The following is a 17,763-nucleotide window of genomic DNA, read 5'->3' on the forward strand; positions in this document are numbered from 1 at the left end:
TCGCCCGCACGACGGCCTCCTCCCCCGCGGTCGGCTCCGCCAAGCGACACGCCGCCGAGCAGCAGGCACTGATCGAAGAGGTCTTCTCGCTCTGATCCACCGAGCTGGCCGGGTCCCCGCACACGTGCGGGCACCCGGCCGCACGGAGCGGACCTGCCCTCGAGGCCCGGAGCGTGGCGGACTGGTTCCTGCTGCTCAGCAGCGCCGCGGGCCGCCGCCCTGCTGCCCGCCGCCCGCGACCTCGCGACGCTGATCATCGCGCCGGAGGTGGCCTCGCCGCAGGCCTTCGCGCTGGTCGGTCCGCGCCGGGACACTACTACCTGATGATCGAGCCGGGTTCCGCCCCACCCGCAAGGCCCGCCCCGGGCTCGCGGTCAGCGAGATCGACGCGTTCGCCGCCCGGCTGGCCGAACTCGGCGCGCTGGTGATGTGGGACGACAGCCTGCCACCCCGCCGCCGCTTCTACACCCAGGACCTGGTCGGCAACCTGCTGGAGTTCATCGAGAGCCCACCCGGCGATTGCTGACGCTCTCGGCGTGTTCGCCGGACGGTCCCCACGGTGGGCCGGGTGGCTGGGATACTGCGGTCATGGTGAATCGACTGGTGCATGCCCAGTCGCCGTATCTCCAGCAGCACGCCACCAATCCTGTGGACTGGTGGGAGTGGGGAGAGGAGGCGATGTCAGAAGCGGCAAGGCGGGACGTACCCATCCTCCTCTCGGTGGGGTACGCATCCTGCCATTGGTTACCGCTTCTGACGAACAATCAACTGGTGTCATGTGATGGCGCACGAGAGCTTCGAGGACGCCGCGCTCGCCGGGTACCTGAACGAGCGGTTCGTCGCGGTCAAGGTGGACCGCGAGGAGCGCCCGGACGTGGACGCCGTGTACATGGAGGCGGTGCAGGCCGCGACCGGGCAGGGCGGATGGCCGATGACGGTCTTCCTCACGCCCGACAAGGAGCCGTTCTACTTCGGCACGTACTTCCCGCCCGAGCCCCGGCACGGGATGCCGTCCTTCCGGCAGGTGCTGGAGGGCGTGGACGCCGCCTGGCGGGACCGGCGGCAGGAGGTCGCCGAGGTCGCCGGACGGATCCGGGCCGACCTCGCCGAGCGGGCCGCCGTCTACTCGGCCGGCGCCCACAACCCGCCCGGTGAAGCGGACCTGCACCAGGCGCTGGTGACCCTCAGCCGGGAGTTCGACCAGGCGCGCGGCGGCTTCGGCGGCGCGCCCAAGTTCCCGCCGGCCATGGCGATCGAGTTCCTGCTGCGCCACCACGCGCGCACCGGCTCCGAGGCGGCCCTGGAGATGGCCGTCCGCACCGGCGAGGCGATGGCCCGCGGCGGGATCCACGACCAGCTCGGCGGCGGCTTCGCCCGGTACGCGGTGGACGCCGGCTGGGTGGTGCCGCACTTCGAGAAGATGCTGTACGACAACGCCCTGCTGCTGCGCGTCTACCTGCACCTGTGGCGGGCGACCGGCTCCGCACTCGCGCGGCGGGTCGCGCTGTCCACCGCGGACTTCCTGCTGCGCGAACTCCGCACGCCCGAGGGCGCGTTCGCCTCCGCGCTGGACGCCGACAGCCTCGACGAGGAGACCGGGCAGTCCGCCGAGGGCGCGTACTACGTGTGGGAGCCCGGCCAGTTGGTCGACCTGCTCGGCCCCGCCGACGCGGCCACCGCCGCCCGGCTGTTCACCGTCACCGCCGAGGGCACCTTCGAGCACGGCACCTCCGTCCTCCAACTCCTCGCCGATCCAGAGGACTTCACCGAGTACGAGACGATCCGCGCCCGGATGCTCGAAGCGCGCTCGGCCCGACCCGCACCGGCCCGGGACGAGAAGGTGGTCGCCGCCTGGAACGGCCTCGCCATCGCCGCGCTCGCCGAGACCGGCGCACTGCTGGACCGGCCCGACCTGGTCGAGGCCGCCGAGCGCGCCGGCGACCTGCTGCTCGCCGTCCACCTCACCCCCGACGGCAGGCTGCTGCGCACCTCCCGGGACGGCCGGGCCGGTGCCAACGCGGGCGTCCTGGAGGACTACGCGGACACCGCCGAGGGCTTCCTCGCCCTGTACGCCGTCACCGGCGAGGCCGAGTGGCTGCAGCTGGCCGGCGGCCTGCTCGGCACCGTCCTCAAGCACTTCACCGACGAGGCCTCCGGTGCGCTCTACGACACCGCCGACGACGCCGAGGAGCTGATCCGCCGCCCGCAGGACCCGACCGACAACGCCACCCCGTCCGGCTGGACGGCCGCCGCCGGCGCCCTGCTCACCTACGCCGCGTACACCGGCTCCGACCGGCACCGGACGGCCGCCGAGCGGGCCCTCGGCGTGGTCGGCGCGCTCGCCGCGCGGGCACCCCGGTTCATCGGCTGGGGCCTGGCCGTCGCGGAGGCGCTGCTCGACGGGCCGCGCGAGGTCGCCGTGGTCGGCCCGGCCGGGGACCCGGCCACGGCCGCGCTGCGGCGGGCCGCGCTGCTCGGGACGGCGCCGGGCGCCGTGGTCGCGGTCGGCGCGCCAGGGGAGACCGAGGTGCCGCTCCTGGCGGACCGGCCGCTGGTCGGCGGGGCGCCCGCCGCGTACGTCTGCCGGCACTTCGCCTGCGACGCGCCGACCACCGACCCGGCGGCGCTGGCGGAACGGCTGGGGAGCGGCCTCGGATAGCCGGGAACTGCTCGGATAATCGCTGGCAGGCGGTCGACGAGCGAGTGAGGATGGGCCATGACCTGGACCTTCAGCACCTCGCTCGACGACTTCCGTGACCAGGCGGGCGCCTTCCTGGCAGCCCGCCCCGCCGAGAACACCGTCCTGCTCACCATCGCGCACCGGCTGGTCCAGGCCGGACCGGACGTGTTCGGCGGGCCACCGGTCTTCGGCTGGTGGCGGGCCGAGAAGGGCGCGCCGGTCGGCGGAGCCTTCCTGCAGACGCCGCCGTTCGACCCCCGGCTCTCCTTCATGTCGCAGGCCGCGGCCGCCGAGCTGGCGGTCGAACTCGCCGCCGTCGGCCCCGGGTTCACCACCATTGCCGGGGTCGGCGGGGCGGCGGACACGGTCCGCGCCTTCGCCGCGGCCTGGACGGCGGCCACCGGCACCCAGCAGTCCGTGCGGGTCGACGAACGGCTCTACCGCCTCGGACAGTTGACCGACCCATCGCGCCCGCCCGCCGGCCGCCACCGGCTCGCCGCGCCGGCCGACCGCGAGCTGGCGATCCGCTGGTACCAGGAGTTCCTCGCCGAGGCCGGGGTCCTGCTGCCCGACGTGCCGCGGGCGGTGGACGACCGGATCGCGGCCGGCGGGCTCCACCTGTGGGAGGACGGCGGCAGCCCGGTCGCCCTGGCCGGCAGCAGCCCGGTCCTCGCCGGGATGTCCCGCATCGGCCCGGTCTACACCCCCGCCGACCGCCGCGGCCGCGGCTACGGCAGCGCCGTCACGGCCGCCGCCTCCGCGTACGCCCTCACCCAGGGGGCGGAGGAGGTGCTGCTCTACACCGACCTCGCCAACCCGACCAGCAACTCCATCTACCAGCAGATCGGGTACCGCGCCGTGGAGGACTGCCTGATCCTGGACTTCCGGGCATAGGGCGGCGGTTACGCGTCCTTGGTCAGGTGCCCGCCGGTCACGCCCGCCACCTTCGTGCCGAAGGGGTCGGTGACCCCGGCCGCGGCGGGCGCCGGCAGCCGGTCGGAGTTCACATAGGTCTGCGCGCAGGTGATCAGGTTGCCCCCGGCCGCTTTCATGTCGGTCGAGAGCCCGTCCAGCAGCGTCTTCCAGGCGGTGCTGCACGCCTGCAGCGCCGCCCCGCTCTGCCAACCCGCCAGACTCCCCGCGGCCTTGGTGCTGGGCTCCGCCAACTTCGCCGTCTCGTCCGGGACCTTCCCGGCCACCGTCAGCGCGTTGTTCCCGGCGGCGGTCAACTCCCCTGGTTTGACGGTGAATCCCGGATCACTCGGCATTTGGCCCCCCTGACGCCGTGTCGGTTCGCGGGGCTATGGTAGCCACGAGTGCCGGGGGGCACTCGACGGTGACGGGGGAGACGTCATGGACCTCGCAAGTCTGAGGAACGCGAAACCGGCGGACCTCTACGCGGCGGCGGACGCCTACGACGCGCTGTGCAAGGCCTACCTCCAGCACGCCGCCGAATGGAAGAGCGGCACCACCGACCGGGTCCACGGATCCGGGTGGAGCGGCCCGGCGGCCACCGCCGCGATCCCCATCCTGGACGGCATCACCACCAAGCTGAGCGCCGCGATGACCGAGCTCAGCTGCATCGGCAAGGAGTTACGGGACTACGCCGACTCCTTCACACTCGCCCAGGGCAAGCTCAAGCAAGCCCTCGCCGACGCCCAGGCCAAGGGCTTCACGGTCGGCGACGACGGCGCGGTGAGCTGGCCCCCGTCGACCAACCCGTACCAGGCCACCGACTGGGCGGCCAAGCAGAAGGCGGCCGCCGAGGAGATCGGCAAGCGGATCGGCACGGCGCTCTCCGAGGCCACCCGCGCCGACGAGGGCCTGACCGCCGAGCTGAACCGGTTCGCGGGCCACGCCGCGGACAAGTCCGGCCTGGACGAGAAGACCGCGAGCGCCGACGCGTACCTGGAGACCTGGGCCGAAGGAGCCAACCCCCTCTGGCAGCGGAGTATGCCGGCCAAGGACGCCTCCCCCACCGAGGTCAACTCCTGGTGGAAGGGCCTCGGCCCGGACGGACAGCAGTGGTTCCTCAGCCACCACCCGGAGGTGCTCGGCAACCTCGACGGCGTCCCGGCGGACGTGCGGGACAAGGTGAACCAGGACTACCTGACGAAGCGGATCAAACAGCTCGAGGACCACCCCCGGACGTCTGCTGAGGAAGCCGAGTACAAGAAGCTCAAGCCCATTCAGCAACGCCTGGACCAGGACGCCCGTGCCCAGGACGGCAGGCCCGGGGTCTACCTGCTCGGCATCGGCTCCGACGGCCAGGGCCGCGCGATCCTCTCCTACGGAAACCCCGACACCGCCACCGATATCTCCTCCTACGTGCCCGGTATCACCACGACTCCCGACTCGCTCGGCAGGACGATCCCCGGTGCCACGCCCGGCACCAATGAGGCGGACAACGCGCTGAACGTCTGGCGGGAGGCCGACAAGAGGGTCAAGCCCGGCGGGTCGGTGGCCTCCATCGTCTGGCTTGGCTACGACCCGCCCGGGCAGGACCCGGGCGCGGCGCTCCCGGGGAAAGCACTCGAAGGCGCACCGGCCTACGCGAAGTTCGTCACGGGGCTACGGGCGAACAACGAGAGCGCGCACATCACCTCGATGGGCCACAGCTACGGCTCGCTGCTCGTCGGCCAGGCAACGAGGTACGCGACGCATTCCGGCAACCTCAGGCCGCCGGACGACGTGGTGATCATCGGCAGTCCGGGGGTCGGCGTGAAGCACGCCTCGGACCTGGGTGTGCCCAGCGGCCATGTCTGGGTGGGCGCGGCCAACAACGACCCGGTCACCTACCTCCCCTCGCCGGGCAGCCTGATGCCCTGGCCGATCAACGGATGGGTGGGAGCCGACCGGGAGGACAACTGGTACGGAAGGGACCCGGCGAGCGATTCCTTCGGGGCCAAGCGTTTCACGGTCGACGGCATGAGCCAGATGACGAACGCGGACTTCGGGATGCACACCAAGTACCTCACCCCGGAGTACGGCGGCCCCTCGCTGGGCAACATCGCCTCCATCGTCACGGGCAGGGACGACGACGTCCACGAAACACAGGGGCGCGGATGACGCCGCGGGCGACCCGCTGGAAGGTGACGGGCTTCGTCGTCCTGCTCTTCACGGCTCCGATCGTCGCCCTGGTGGTGCTGTACTCCAGCGGATACGGTCCGTCGGCCACGAACGACCGGAAGACCCGGTTGAGTCCCGAGGTCGCGAACAGCCGGATCGATGCTGCTCTGCGGGCCACCATGGAGGCGGTCTCGCCGTCCCTCACGTACGCGGGCGCCGACTTCGAGGTGGAGAGGGAGCCGGACCACAGGGACGGCGAGCCGAACCTGGGGTCGGACGTCACCGAGATCGTCCACGTCCGGACCGTGATCTCGCGGGCGAAGCTCCCGGTCCTGATGGACCAGGTGGCTCAGGCCTGGCAGGCGCTCGGGAGCACGGTGGTCAATCGGCCGGGTCCGTCCGCGAAGGAGCAGTATCTCCGCGGTGCCGGGACGGTCGGCGGAGAGACCTCCCTGACCTTCTACGCGTCCGAGGTCCAGGACTCCTCCGCCTACACGGTGATGTTCAGGGTCGAGGCGCACGCGGTGCTGTACCGACCCGCCCAGGAGTACACGCCCCTGTCCCCGCTCGCCAGGACGCCACGCAACGGCACCAACTGGGTGGTCGACCCCCTCGACGACCCGTACTGGTCGCACTGACCGCCGCTACTCCCAGTCCCACCGGATCCCCAGGATGCACGGCCGCAGGGCCGTTGCCACCAGGTGCACGCACCGGTGGCCGTCGAGGGTGAGCTCCTCGGTCTCGTACGGGGCCTCGCCCGGGGAGTGGAGGGCGAAGCGGTGGCAGCGGACGGGGAGGGCGTCGGGGTGGAAGGTGACCTGGAGGACGTACTGGCCGGCGCCGGAGTTGAAGCCGCGGACGTACTCGCAGCTGGGGTCCGGGGAGGGGGCGTCGTCGAAGCCGTAGCCGAGCAGGTGGGTGTCGCCGGCGCGGAGGCGGCGGTCGAGGAGGAGTTCGGCGGCGAGCAGGTGGTGGGCGCGGTCGCGGCGGATGCGGCCGGGGCGGCAGTTCTCCTCGGCACGGACGCCGACCAGCGTGATGTCGCTGCCCGGGTCGCCCTGGTAGAGCGCGAGGTAGCGGTCGATGCCGTCGCGGTGGGCGCGCAGCGCGTGCTGGGAGTCGCGGCGGGTGAGTTGACGGTCGGGGCCGATGCGGATGCGCTCGATGTGGGTGACGGTGTGCAGGCCGGTGTCGCGCGGCCCGGCGAGTGCGGTGAGCAGGTCGTCGACGGCGGTGGCGGGGGAGATGAGGTCGCGGTACGGCCGTACCGGCGGGCCGGTGGGGGCGGTGCCGACGGCGCGGCGGGGGCCGAGCAGCCGGGTGAGGGAGTGTTCGGGCAGGTCGAGGACGTCCTCCAGGGCGGCGACGGCGCGTAGCGACTCGGGGCGTTCGGGGCGGCGGCGGCCCTGCTGCCAGTAACTGAGGCTGGTGACGCCGACGTTCACGCCGCGCAGCGCGAGGTGGCGGCGGATCCGGTGCAGCGCGAGGCCCCGGGCGGCGATGGCGGTGCGCAGGGCGAGGTGGAACGGGCCGGTGCGCAGGGCGGCGGCGAGGTCGGCTGGGTCGCTCCGGTGGATGGCGGCCTCCTGGGGGCGGGGGCGGACGGGCGGTCCGGCTTTTGACCGTGAATATTCACATCGGTACGGCGGTTTGTCACCGGTCCGCGCCTGGTGCGCGGGGGTTTCCGGCGCGCTGTTCACACTCTCGCCCGGGCGTTCACACCTCAACTCGGGCCGCTGCAAGGGCCGTTGACCGTCTCCGGGGAGCGGCGCGATGCTCGGGGCGCGATCCGGACCGCGCCCCCACACAGCACCTCGCTCCACTCGCGCAAGGAGGCATCCCCACATGCCAGTTCCACGGATACGGCTGCGCCGTGCCGTCTCGTTGCTCGCCCTCGGCGTGCTCGGGCCGGCGCTCACCGCCGCGGTGGCCGCGCCCGCGGTCGCCGCCCCGACGGCTACCGCCCCCACGGTCGCCGCCACCCCCGCCCAGGACCGGGCCCCGCACCAGGTGCGCCGGGCCGCCGCGCCCGGCAGCACGGCCGATCTGGCCGGCACGTACAAGCAGCTCAACATCACCATGCAGCAGCAACAGCAGACCAACTGGTGCTGGGCGGCGAGCGGGAACACCATCGCCACCTGGTTCGGCTACCACTACAGCCAGAACCAGTTCTGCAACGCGGCCTTCGGCCGTGCCACCGACTCCGGCTGCCCCAACAGCCAGGCCACGCTGGCCGATGTCCAGAACGGGCTCGACTGGGTCGGTATCAACCCGGGCTCGTACGTCACGGGGTACCTGCGCTACAGCACCGTGCAGGCCGAGGTGGACGCCAACCGGCCGATCGAGACCCGCATCCAGTGGAGCTCGGGCGGCGGGCACATGCACGTCCTGTACGGCTACGACACCGGGAACAACTGGGTCTACTGGGGCGACCCGTGGCCGTCCAACTACCGCTACAACTGGGCGGATTACTGGTACTACGTGAACAACGACACGTTCTCGTGGACCCACTCCCTGTACCGGATCGGCGCGTGAGGGCGACCATGACCGAGATCCGTGACCTCCGTCGGGCCGCCGTCGGCGCCCTGCTCACCGCCGGCTTCGCGCTGGCGCTCGCCCCGGCCGCGTACGCCGCCCCGCCCGCGTCGGCCGCCTCGGCCCCCGCCCCGGTGCCGGCCGCCGAGCTGGCCCGGGCCCGCGGCGCGGTCCAGGACCCGGCCGTCCTGGACAAGGTCGGCCACTTCTTCGCCCGCAAGGGCGTCCCGCCGACCCAGCAGCTGACCATCGGCGCCGCCGAGGAGGCGTGGGCGGCGAGCGCGTCCGCGCCGAGGCTGGCCGGTGACACCGTGCCGGTGTACGTCCTGGACGCCGGCTTCGTGGCCGGCACCCCGGGCGCGCCGGTGGCGAAGGCCGAGTTCACCGCCAGCAAGGTGGTCGCGGCGGACGGGCAGACCGCCTCGGTCTGGACGGTCCGCCAGGGCGACGCCTGGCGGGTCGTGAACATCGCCTCGGGTGGTGACGAGAGCGACTACGCGGCGAAGGCGGCGACCAGCGGCGGCGGCACCGCCTTCCGTGAGCCGCAGGTCAACGCCTGGTACGTGCTGCGCGACGGCCGGGTGCTGCCGCTGGACGAGGAAGCCCGGCGCTCGGTGGGCGCGGACGGGGTGTCGCTGGCCGCGTACCAGCAGCTGGTGCACCAGCGGTACGGGGACAAGCTGCCCGGCTCGGCGTACGACCGGTCGGGCAAGGGCGGCGGCTACCAGGCGGACACGGCGGACACGGCGGACGCGGCGGACACGGCGGTTGCAGCGCACGCCGCAGCCGACCCCGCGCACGCCGCCGCGCAACCGGTGGCCGCGCCGCAGCCGGCGGCGGGCGGCGGTTCGGTGCTGTCGGCCGTGACGGCGGCCGCGGCGCTGGGCGCCACCGCGCTGGTGGGCGCGGGCGCGGTCCTGCGGCGGAGGACGGGCGTCCGCCGCGGGTGAGGGGGGAGCGGGGCCCGGCCGAGCGGACCGGGCCCCGCTGCCTCTCCCCTATTACCGCGACCCACTGACCGCGACCCACTGACCGCGACCTATCACTACGACCTATGACCGCAGGCCGTACCGCGACCCGCACCAGCCGGGCTCACATCCCGGCGAAGCCGCTTTGCAGCAGTGCGAAGGTGCGGTCGACCAGGTCCGCGATGTCCTCCCGCCCCTCGCCGTCGGCCCAGTGCAGCAGGGCTTCGGCGGTGGCGGCGGCGATGGCGGCGGCGGTGACCCGCATCTCGTACGTGGGCTCCTCGATGCCGGCCCGCCGGGTGAGCACGGTGAGGAACAACTGCTGCGGGTTGTCGCTGCTGCGGTGGAGTGCGGCGCGCAGCGCGGGCACTTCGGTGACCAGCCGCATCCGGGTGAACAGCTCCTCGCGTTCGTGCTGGAGCAGTTCGCGGGTCAGGCCGACCATGGCCTCCCGGCAGGAGGTGAGGAAGGGCTCGTCGGTGGGCCGCTCCAGCAGGGCGGCGATCACGGCCGGGTCGTACTCGTCGGAGAGGACCAGGTCCTCCTTGGTGGCGAAGTACCGGAAGAAGGTGGACGGCGAGACCTCGGCGGCGGCGGCGATCTGCTCCACCGTGGTGTTCTCGTAGCCCTGCGCGGAGAACAGCCGGTACGCCTCGCGGCGGATGCCCTGGCGGGTCTTGAGCTTCTTGCGCTCGCGCAGCGACAGCGGCGCCTCCAGCATCGCCTGGACCGGGTTGGTCTTCCGGACCGGGTCGGTCGGGGCGTCCGGGAGGGCCGCGGTCGGCTGCTGGGGCGTCATGCGTCCGATTATCCGTGATCTCCGGTGGCGGCCGGGGTGTCCGTGGGCATCCGTGCCGCGACCAGCACCGCCGAGACCACCGCGACCAGTCCGGCGACCAGCAGCACCACCCCCATCCCGTGCACGTACGCCGCGTGCGCGGAGGCGCTGAGTGCGGGCCCGCCCCCGGCCCGGGCGACGGCGTCGGCGGCGACCACCGACTCCCCGGCCCGGTGCGCCGCCTCGGCCGGCAGCCCGCCGGTGTCCAGCGCGTTCCGGTACGCCCCGGACAGCAGGCTGCCGAAGACGGCGATGCCGAGCGCGCCGCCGACCTGCCGCAGCGTCTGCAGCAGTCCGGAGCCGACCCCGGCCCGGGCCGCGGGCAGCGTGACCAGCGCGGAGGCCTGGGCGGTGATCAGCGACAGGCCCATGCCGAAGCCGAGCACGCCGAGCCAGAGCGCGGCCCGCCCGTAGCCGTCGTCCGCGCCGGTGCGGCTGCCGAACAGCAGGGCGGCGGCGAGCAGGGCCAGGCCGAGGGTGATCACCGTACGGGCGCCGATCCGGCGGACCAGCGGGTCGGTGAGCTTGGCGGCCACCATCAGCCCGAGCATCATCGGCATCAGCCGCAGCCCGCTGCCGAGGGCGTCGGTGCCGAGCACGCTCTGGAAGTAGAGCGGCAGCACGAAGAAGCCGCCGAACAGGACGAACGAGATCAGCGTGGCCGCGACGGAGGACCAGCGGAAGGTGCGGTCGGCGAGCAGGGCCAGGTCGAGCATCGGCTCGTGCTGCCGGCGGCTGCGCAGCACCAGGACGGCGAGGGCGAGCACCGAGACGGCCAGCGTGGCGGTCACCAGCGGGTCGGTCCAGCCGCGTTCGGAGCCCTCGATGATCCCGTAGGTGAGCGCGCTCAGTCCGGTGGCGGCGAGCACGGTGGCGAGCAGGTCGATCCGGGGCGGGGCGGGATTGCGGCTCTCGGGCAGCAGCAGGACGCAGGCGACGATGCCAGTCGCGGTCAGCGGGACGTTGATCGCGAAGACCGAGCCCCACCAGAAGTGCTGCAGCAGGAAGCCGCCGATCAGCGGTCCGAGCGGGGCGCCCGCGGAGAGCGCGGCGGCGAGGATCGCGGTGGCCCGGCGCTGGTCGGCGGGCGGGAAGAGGCCGGGGATCACCGCCATGGACATCGGCATGACCAGCGCTCCGGCCAGCCCCATCCCGGCGCGGGCGGCGATCAGGGTGGCGGGGGAGTCGGTGAGCATGCCGACGGCGGAGGCCAGGCCGAACAGCGCGAGGCCGGCGGTGAGCGTTCGGCGGCGGCCGAAGCGGTCGCCGAGCAGCCCGGCGGGGAGCATCACGGCGGCGAAGACCACGGTGTAGGCGTCGACGATCCACTGCTGCTGCCCGGTGGTGGCCTGCAGCTGTGAGGCGAGCGTGGGCAGGGCGACGTTGAGGACCGTCATGTCGAAGCTGATCACCAGCACGCTCAGGGCGACGGCGACCAGGGCGAGCCACCGTCGCGGGTCGGCGGTGGGGACGGCCGCGGTGCTGGTGGCGGGGGTGGGCGGAGCGGCGGGCACGTGACCTCCAGGGCTCACACGTGGGAGTTGCTGTCAAATGACAGTAACTCTCAAAAGATGGCGGCCGTCAATGCGATGGATGGGTCATCATGCGATCACACTCCGTTATGTGTCCTGGAAGTGCTGCTTCCGCACACGGAATTGACGCAACGTTGATCTGCCGTTCGCCGCTTGGGGGCAGTCGGGAGTGACTGTCGGTAGATACCATGTGGCAATCGGTCAGTGCTGGCCGACGCGTGCCGAGAGCGGAGAAGGGGTGGGGCGGCAGGAGCCGACCACGAGCCCGGCACCGGGGAAAGGGGAGCCGAAGTGGCCGATGCGGACGACAGGCAGGCGAGGGCCCAGGTGTGGGGTGCGGCGGCGGTGGTGGCCTCCGCGCTGGCCGTGGTCGCGGCCTATCTGATCAACGGCGCCCTGCTGGTCCTGGCGGTCGCCGGGGTCGAGACCGTGCTGCTCATGGTCTACGTCGGTCGCCGCTGGCGGGCCCTGCACGGCCGGCCGACCCCGATCCGGCACCGTCCGCGCCGGGGCATTCCGGACGCCGCGCACTGCGAGCGCTGCCGCCGGGCCCGCGAGGCTCTGGACGCCCGGCAGGCGCGCGGCACCTCCAGCCGCGCGGTGCGGCCGGAGGCGTCGGTGCCCTCGGAGCCGTCGTCGGTCGCCGGACGCGACGAGCACCCGGCGGACTACGGCCACCGGGAGCCGGCCCCGCAGTCCGAGCCCGGCGCGGCCGACCACCCGCTGTACCCGCGCCGCCCGCAGATCCGGGCGCCGTACGAGCGGCCCTGGACGGCCGAACGGGCGGCCGCCCGGTCCGTGGACCGTTCGACCGCCCGTCGTGGTGCGCCGGGTTCAGCCGGCCGCGCTGTACGCCACCAGTGAGACGCCGACGTACTGCACGATGAACGCCCCGAGGGTGAAGGCGTGGAACACCTCGTGGAAGCCGAACCAGCGCGGTGAAGGGTCGGGCCGCTTGAGCCCGTACACCACGCCGCCGATGCTGTAGAGCACCCCGCCGACGATCATCAGCACCAGGACGGCGACGCCGCCGGTGTGCAGGAAGTCCGGCAGGAAGAACGCGGCGGCCCAGCCCAGCGCTATGTACACCGGGGTGTACAGCCAGCGCGGCGCGCCGACCCAGAACACCCGGAAGGCGATCCCGGCGAGCGCGCCGCCCCAGACCGCCCAGAGCAGCACCTGCTGCGCGGCGCCCTTGAGCAGCAGCATCGTGAACGGCGTGTAGGTGCCCGCGATGATCAGGAAGATGTTCGCGTGGTCCAGCCGGCGCAGCACGGCGTCGCCGCGCGGGCCCCAGTCGAAGCGGTGGTACACCGCGCTGACCCCGAACAGCAGCCAGGCGCTGACCGAGTAGATCGCGCAGGCGATCTTGGCGGGCGTGGAGTCGGCCAGGCAGATCAGCACGATCCCGGCGGCCACCGTGGCGGGGAACATCCCGGCGTGCAGCCAGCCGCGCCACTTCGGCTTGCCCTCCCTGCTCTCGGCAGGGCCCTCCACGAGGCTCTCAGTGAGCGCAGCAGCAGTCATGCGCAGCATGCTACCGGCGACCTACGCATCCGTAGGTTACTGACGCGTAGGAAGTGGCGATCGTCACTCTTGGACGTTTTGGAGTATTTGAAGTGTGGCCTCGCGCACTCCGTCCGGGACGTGAGCGACTAGTTACTAGCAGGTAACCATACCTACCGTAGTAAAAGATGCGTCAATTTCGACGCTTCGGGGCGTTCAGGCCTTGAGCCCGGGGCTACGCTGCAAGCACCCTCAGACCCCCGCTACGCCGTCTCTTCGCCGAGATGGCGTGAAGGAGCGATCGTGTCGTACGAGATCTCTGCTCTCAGCGCATCCGCGCCCACCCGCCACAAGCAGCTGCTCGCTTGGGTGAGCGAGATCGCCGAGCTCACCCAGCCGGACCGCATCGAGTGGTGCGACGGTTCCGACGAGGAGTACCAGCGCCTCGCGGACCTGCTGGTGGCTCAGGGCACCTTCAAGAAGCTCGACGAGGACAAGCGCCCCAACTCCTACTACGCCGCCTCGGACCCGACGGACGTGGCGCGCGTGGAGGACCGCACCTACATCTGCTCCGAGCAGGAGAAGGACGCCGGACCGACCAACAACTGGAAGGCCCCCGCCGAGATGCGCGAGGTCTTCCAGGGCGAGCAGGGCCTGTTCCGCGGCGCGATGAAGGGCCGCACGATGTACGTCGTGCCCTTCTCGATGGGCCCGGTCGGCTCCCCGCTGGCCGCGTACGGCGTCGAGATCACCGACTCCGCCTACGTCGCCGTCTCGATGCGCGTGATGACCCGCATGGGCCGCGCCGTGCTGGACCAGCTCGGCGAGGACGGCGACTTCGTCAAGGCCGTGCACACCGTCGGCGCCCCGCTGGCCGAGGGCGAGGCGGACGTCGCCTGGCCGTGCAACACCACCAAGTACATCTCGCACTTCCCGGAGACCAAGGAGATCTGGTCCTTCGGCTCGGGCTACGGCGGCAACGCCCTGCTCGGCAAGAAGTGCTACGCGCTGCGCATCGCCTCGACCATGGCCCGCGACGAGGGCTGGCTGGCCGAGCACATGCTCATCCTGAAGCTCACCCCGCCGAACGGCGAGGCCAAGTACGTCGCGGCCGCCTTCCCCTCGGCCTGCGGCAAGACCAACCTCGCCATGCTCCAGCCGACCGTCCCGGGCTGGAAGGTCGAGACGATCGGCGACGACATCGCCTGGATGCGCTTCGGCGCCGACGGACGCCTGTACGCCATCAACCCCGAGGCCGGCTTCTTCGGCGTCGCCCCCGGCACCGGCGTGGACACCAACGCCAACGCCATCGAGACCCTCTGGGGCAACACCGTCTTCACCAACGTCGCCCTCACCGACGACGGCGACGTGTGGTGGGAGGGCCTCACCGAGGAGCCCCCGGCGCACCTGACCGACTGGCGCGGCAACGACTGGACCCCCGAGTCCGGCACCCCGGCCGCCCACCCGAACGCCCGCTTCGCCGTCCCGGCCGCGCAGTGCCCGACCATCGCTCCCGAGTGGGAGGACCCGGCGGGCGTGCCGATCTCGGCGATCCTGTTCGGCGGCCGCCGCGCCACCGCCGTCCCGCTGGTGACCGAGTCCTTCGACTGGCAGCACGGCGTCTTCCTCGGCGCCAACATCGCCTCGGAGAAGACCGCCGCCGCCGAGGGCACCGTGGGCGAGCTGCGCCGCGACCCGTTCGCGATGCTGCCGTTCTGCGGCTACAACATGGGCGACTACTTCGCCCACTGGCTGAAGGTCGGCGCCCAGGCGGACCCCGCCAAGCTGCCGAAGATCTACTACGTCAACTGGTTCCGCAAGAACACCGAGGGCAAGTTCGTCTGGCCCGGCTACGGCGAGAACAGCCGTGTGCTCAAGTGGATCGTCGAGCGCCTGGAGGGCACCGGCGAGGGCGTGGAGACCCCGATCGGCGTGCTGCCGACCGTCGAGGGCTTCGACCTCGGCGACCTGAAGCTGTCCCAGGAGGACCTCGACCTGCTCTTCACCGTGGACGCCGACATCTGGCGCCAGGAGGCCGCGCTCGTGCCGGCCCACCTGGAGACCTTCGGCGACCACACTCCGAAGGAGCTGTGGGACGAGTACCGGAGCCTGGTCGCGCGCCTCGGCTGAGCCTGAGTCTCAACCGAGTGAGAGGCGGCCGCGCGGCACGAACCGAGCGCCCCGCCGAGCGACAGGACGGCCGGAGTTCCGCCGGACGATCTTTCCCCGACCAAGGAGATCGTCCGGACCGGGACTCCGGCCGTAGTGCTTTCCGGAGCCTTTCCGGAGCCTTTCCGCGGTGCTTTCCGTAGTGCTCTCGGCAGTGCTTTCGGCAGTGCCTTCGGCCGCCGGTGCCGCCCCGCCGGTCAGGGCTGCGTGTAGCCGCCGAGGAAGTCGCCGATCCGGGTCACCGCGTCGGTGATCTCCTCCGCCCGGGGCAGGGTGACCAGGCGGAAGTGGTCCGGCTCGGGCCAGTTGAAGCCGGTGCCCTGGACCAGCAGGATGCGCTGGGAGCGCAGCAGGTCGAGGACCATCCGGGCGTCGTCCTTGATCTTGTGGACCTTCGGGTCCAGCCGCGGGAACGCGTACAGGGCGCCCTTGGGCTTGACGCAGCTGACGCCGGGGATCTGGTTCAGCAGCTCGTAGGCGGCGTCGCGCGAGGCGAGCAGCCGGCCGCCCGGGAGCACCAGGTCGCGGATCGACTGCCGGCCGCCGAGCGCGGCGGCCACCGCGTGCTGGGCGGGCATGTTGGCGCACAGTCGCATCGAGGCGAGCACGGTCAGGCCCTCGATGTAGCTGCGGGCCCGGCTGCGCTCGCCGGACAGCACCATCCAGCCGGAGCGGAAGCCCGCGACGCGGTACGCCTTGGACAGGCCGTTGAAGGTGACGCAGAAGAGGTCCGGGGCCAGCGTCGCCAGCGGGACGTGCTCGGCGTCGTCGTAGAGGATCTTGTCGTAGATCTCGTCCGCGTAGACCACCAGGTCGTGCCGGCGGGCGATCTCGACGATCCCCTCCAGGACCTCGCGCGGGTAGACCGCGCCGGTCGGGTTGTTCGGGTTGATCACCACGATGGCCCTGGTCCGATCGGTGACCTTGGCCTCGATGTCGGCGAGGTCCGGGTACCACTCGGACTGCTCGTCGCAGCGGTAGTGCACCGCGGTGCCGCCGGCCAGCGAGACCGAGGCGGTCCACAGCGGGTAGTCCGGCGCCGGGACGAGCACCTCGTCGCCGTCGTCCAGCAGCGCGGTCATGGCCAGCTGGATCAGCTCGGAGACGCCGTTGCCGAGGAAGACATCGTCGACGGAGAGGCCGTGCAGGCCGCGGTCCTCGTAGTGCATGACCACCGCGCGGCGGGCGGAGAGCAGGCCCTTGGAGTCGCCGTACCCGTGCGCGTTCGCGAGGTTGCGCAGGATGTCCTGGAGGATCTCCGGGGGCGCCTCGAAGCCGAAGGTGGCCGGGTTGCCGGTGTTGAGCTTGAGGATGCGGTGGCCCTGTTCCTCCAGCCGCATCGCCTCGTCGAGCACCGGGCCGCGGATGTCGTAGCAGACATTGGCGAGCTTGCTGGACTGGATGACCTGCATGCCTGCCTACTTTAGGGGTACGGACGACCCCTACGGCGGGTCTCCGGGAAGGTGATCCGGAGGGCTGCGAGGGGTCTCCTTTGATCGGCAGGCGGGGGCGTCGGCGGGCCTTCCAAAGGGGGAACTCGGTGTCCGGAATGCTCCCGTATGAGAGGAGCCCGGGTCGATCGCGGTCCGGAACGAGACGGACGGCACATCGGCGGCGCATCCGGCCGTGCCGGACGGCGCACCGCCCGGCGGGGCAGGATGTGGCCGGTGCGTCGATCGAGGAGGGGGTGTGCCGGTGGTACCGGTCCTGGTCGCGGCGGTGCTGGTCGGTCTCCCGGCGGCGGCGCCGCTGCGCGGGCTGGTCGCCCGCTTCGCCGTACCGGAGGGCGAACCCTGGTGCGGGGCCTGCCCGTTGTGCGGGCGTGGGGTGCGCCTGCTGCCACCGACCGGGCGCTGCCCGGGCTGCCGGGAGCGCTTGGGCGCGGGCCCGTGGTCGGTGGAGGCGGCCGTCGCGGCGGTCGCCGTCGCGGTGGCGTACGCGGCGCACGGGCCGGTGACCGCCGCGCTGGTCTGGGCGGCCGCGCTCGGGGTGGCACTCGGCTTCGTCGACGCCCGGGTGCGCCGGCTGCCGTACCGGCTGACCCTGCCGCTGCTCGGCGGGGTGGCCGTCCTGCTGGCGGTGGCGGCGCTGGCCGAGGGGCGCCCCGGGGTGCTGCTGCGCTGCCTGCTGGTCGCGCTCGCGGTCGGCGCGGTGCTCGAACTGGCCGTCTGGGCCCGGGCGTTGGGGCCCGGTGACTCCCCGCTCGGGTTCGCGCTGGGCGGGCTGCTCGGCTGGTACGGCTGGTCGGTGGCGCTCGGCGGGCTGTTCGCCGCGGTGGTGCTGGCCGGCCTCTGGGCGGTGCTGCGGGCCGCCGCCGCCCTGCTCCGCCGCCGCCCGGTGCGCGGACTCGACGTCCCGGTGGGGCCGTTCCTGCTGCTCGGTACGCTGACCGCGGTCCTCGCGAGGTAGCGCGCCGCGGGTGGAAGGCGGAAGGGCCCGCCGCACCGGACGGTACGACGGGCCCCG

Annotated in this window: 14 protein-coding genes and 2 pseudogenes; 10 read left to right on the plus strand and 6 right to left on the minus strand. The window is 72.5% G+C overall.

Annotation, left to right across the window (positions count from 1 at the left end):
- Positions 1-182 precede the first annotated feature (182 nt).
- From ACZ3TI_RS37510 to ACZ3TI_RS37520, 3 genes and pseudogenes are all read left to right on the plus strand, one after another.
- A pseudogene (locus ACZ3TI_RS37510) lies at positions 183-309 on the plus strand (NADH-quinone oxidoreductase subunit N); the annotation flags it as partial.
- A gap of 279 nt (positions 310-588) precedes the next feature.
- Positions 589-2,659, plus strand: a pseudogene (locus ACZ3TI_RS37515) (thioredoxin domain-containing protein).
- A gap of 57 nt (positions 2,660-2,716) precedes the next feature.
- Entirely contained in the window at positions 2,717-3,574 is an 858-nt protein-coding gene (locus tag ACZ3TI_RS37520) for a GNAT family N-acetyltransferase (protein WP_465734471.1), read from the plus strand.
- Between the two features lie 8 nt (positions 3,575-3,582).
- On the opposite strand, the gene ACZ3TI_RS37525 is transcribed toward ACZ3TI_RS37520, so the two are convergent.
- Positions 3,583-3,948, minus strand: a complete 366-nt coding sequence (locus ACZ3TI_RS37525; RefSeq protein WP_465734473.1) for a hypothetical protein — start codon at positions 3,946-3,948, stop codon at positions 3,583-3,585.
- A gap of 85 nt (positions 3,949-4,033) precedes the next feature.
- Between ACZ3TI_RS37525 and ACZ3TI_RS37530 the strand changes: the two genes are divergently transcribed.
- Positions 4,034-5,749, plus strand: coding sequence for an alpha/beta hydrolase (locus tag ACZ3TI_RS37530; RefSeq protein WP_465734475.1), 1,716 nt, complete (start codon positions 4,034-4,036; stop codon positions 5,747-5,749).
- Positions 5,746-6,387: a hypothetical protein gene (locus tag ACZ3TI_RS37535; protein ID WP_465734477.1), complete on the plus strand. Its 642-nt coding sequence runs from the start codon at positions 5,746-5,748 to the stop codon at positions 6,385-6,387. The genes ACZ3TI_RS37530 and ACZ3TI_RS37535 overlap by 4 nt, the downstream gene beginning before the upstream one ends.
- Before the next feature lie 6 nt (positions 6,388-6,393).
- Here the strand turns inward: ACZ3TI_RS37535 and ACZ3TI_RS37540 are convergent, their stop codons facing one another.
- Positions 6,394-7,326: a hypothetical protein gene (locus tag ACZ3TI_RS37540; RefSeq protein WP_465734539.1), complete on the minus strand. Its 933-nt coding sequence runs from the start codon at positions 7,324-7,326 to the stop codon at positions 6,394-6,396.
- Between the two features lie 268 nt (positions 7,327-7,594).
- On the opposite strand from ACZ3TI_RS37540, the gene ACZ3TI_RS37545 reads away from it, so the two are divergent.
- On the plus strand, positions 7,595-8,284 hold the full coding sequence (locus tag ACZ3TI_RS37545; RefSeq protein ID WP_465734479.1) for a papain-like cysteine protease family protein: 690 nt from the start codon (positions 7,595-7,597) through the stop codon (positions 8,282-8,284).
- Between the two features lie 8 nt (positions 8,285-8,292).
- Positions 8,293-9,234 carry a hypothetical protein gene (locus ACZ3TI_RS37550; RefSeq protein ID WP_465734481.1) on the plus strand — a complete coding sequence of 314 codons (942 nt, stop codon included), beginning with the start codon at positions 8,293-8,295 and terminating at the stop codon, positions 9,232-9,234.
- Positions 9,235-9,376: 142 nt separating this feature from the next.
- Here ACZ3TI_RS37550 and ACZ3TI_RS37555 read toward each other — a convergent pair whose 3' ends face one another.
- Positions 9,377-10,051, minus strand: a complete 675-nt coding sequence (locus ACZ3TI_RS37555) for an acyl-CoA-like ligand-binding transcription factor (RefSeq protein WP_465734483.1) — start codon at positions 10,049-10,051, stop codon at positions 9,377-9,379.
- 8 nt (positions 10,052-10,059) lie between these two features.
- On the minus strand, positions 10,060-11,604 hold the full coding sequence (locus ACZ3TI_RS37560; protein ID WP_465734485.1) for an MFS transporter: 1,545 nt from the start codon (positions 11,602-11,604) through the stop codon (positions 10,060-10,062).
- A gap of 309 nt (positions 11,605-11,913) precedes the next feature.
- Here ACZ3TI_RS37560 and ACZ3TI_RS37565 point away from each other — a divergent pair, with 309 nt between their 5' ends.
- Positions 11,914-12,486 carry a hypothetical protein gene (locus tag ACZ3TI_RS37565; protein WP_465734487.1) on the plus strand — a complete coding sequence of 191 codons (573 nt, stop codon included), beginning with the start codon at positions 11,914-11,916 and terminating at the stop codon, positions 12,484-12,486.
- Here ACZ3TI_RS37565 and trhA read toward each other — a convergent pair.
- Positions 12,457-13,149: a PAQR family membrane homeostasis protein TrhA gene (trhA, locus tag ACZ3TI_RS37570; RefSeq protein WP_465734489.1), complete on the minus strand. Its 693-nt coding sequence runs from the start codon at positions 13,147-13,149 to the stop codon at positions 12,457-12,459. The two genes, ACZ3TI_RS37565 and trhA, sit on opposite strands and share 30 nt — an antisense overlap.
- Before the next feature lie 282 nt (positions 13,150-13,431).
- On the opposite strand from trhA, the gene ACZ3TI_RS37575 reads away from it, so the two are divergent.
- Positions 13,432-15,258, plus strand: coding sequence for a phosphoenolpyruvate carboxykinase (GTP) (locus ACZ3TI_RS37575; protein ID WP_465734491.1), 1,827 nt, complete (start codon positions 13,432-13,434; stop codon positions 15,256-15,258).
- Between the two features lie 236 nt (positions 15,259-15,494).
- On the opposite strand, the gene ACZ3TI_RS37580 is transcribed toward ACZ3TI_RS37575, so the two are convergent.
- Complete coding sequence (locus tag ACZ3TI_RS37580) at positions 15,495-16,709, minus strand: pyridoxal phosphate-dependent aminotransferase (protein WP_465734493.1); 1,215 nt, start codon at positions 16,707-16,709, stop codon at positions 15,495-15,497.
- A 277-nt stretch (positions 16,710-16,986) separates the two neighbouring features.
- Between ACZ3TI_RS37580 and ACZ3TI_RS37585 the strand changes: the two genes are divergently transcribed.
- Positions 16,987-17,706, plus strand: a complete 720-nt coding sequence (locus ACZ3TI_RS37585) for a prepilin peptidase (protein WP_465734495.1) — start codon at positions 16,987-16,989, stop codon at positions 17,704-17,706.
- Positions 17,707-17,763 lie beyond the last annotated feature (57 nt).

This window comes from Kitasatospora sp. NPDC023120 (genome assembly GCF_055560835.1).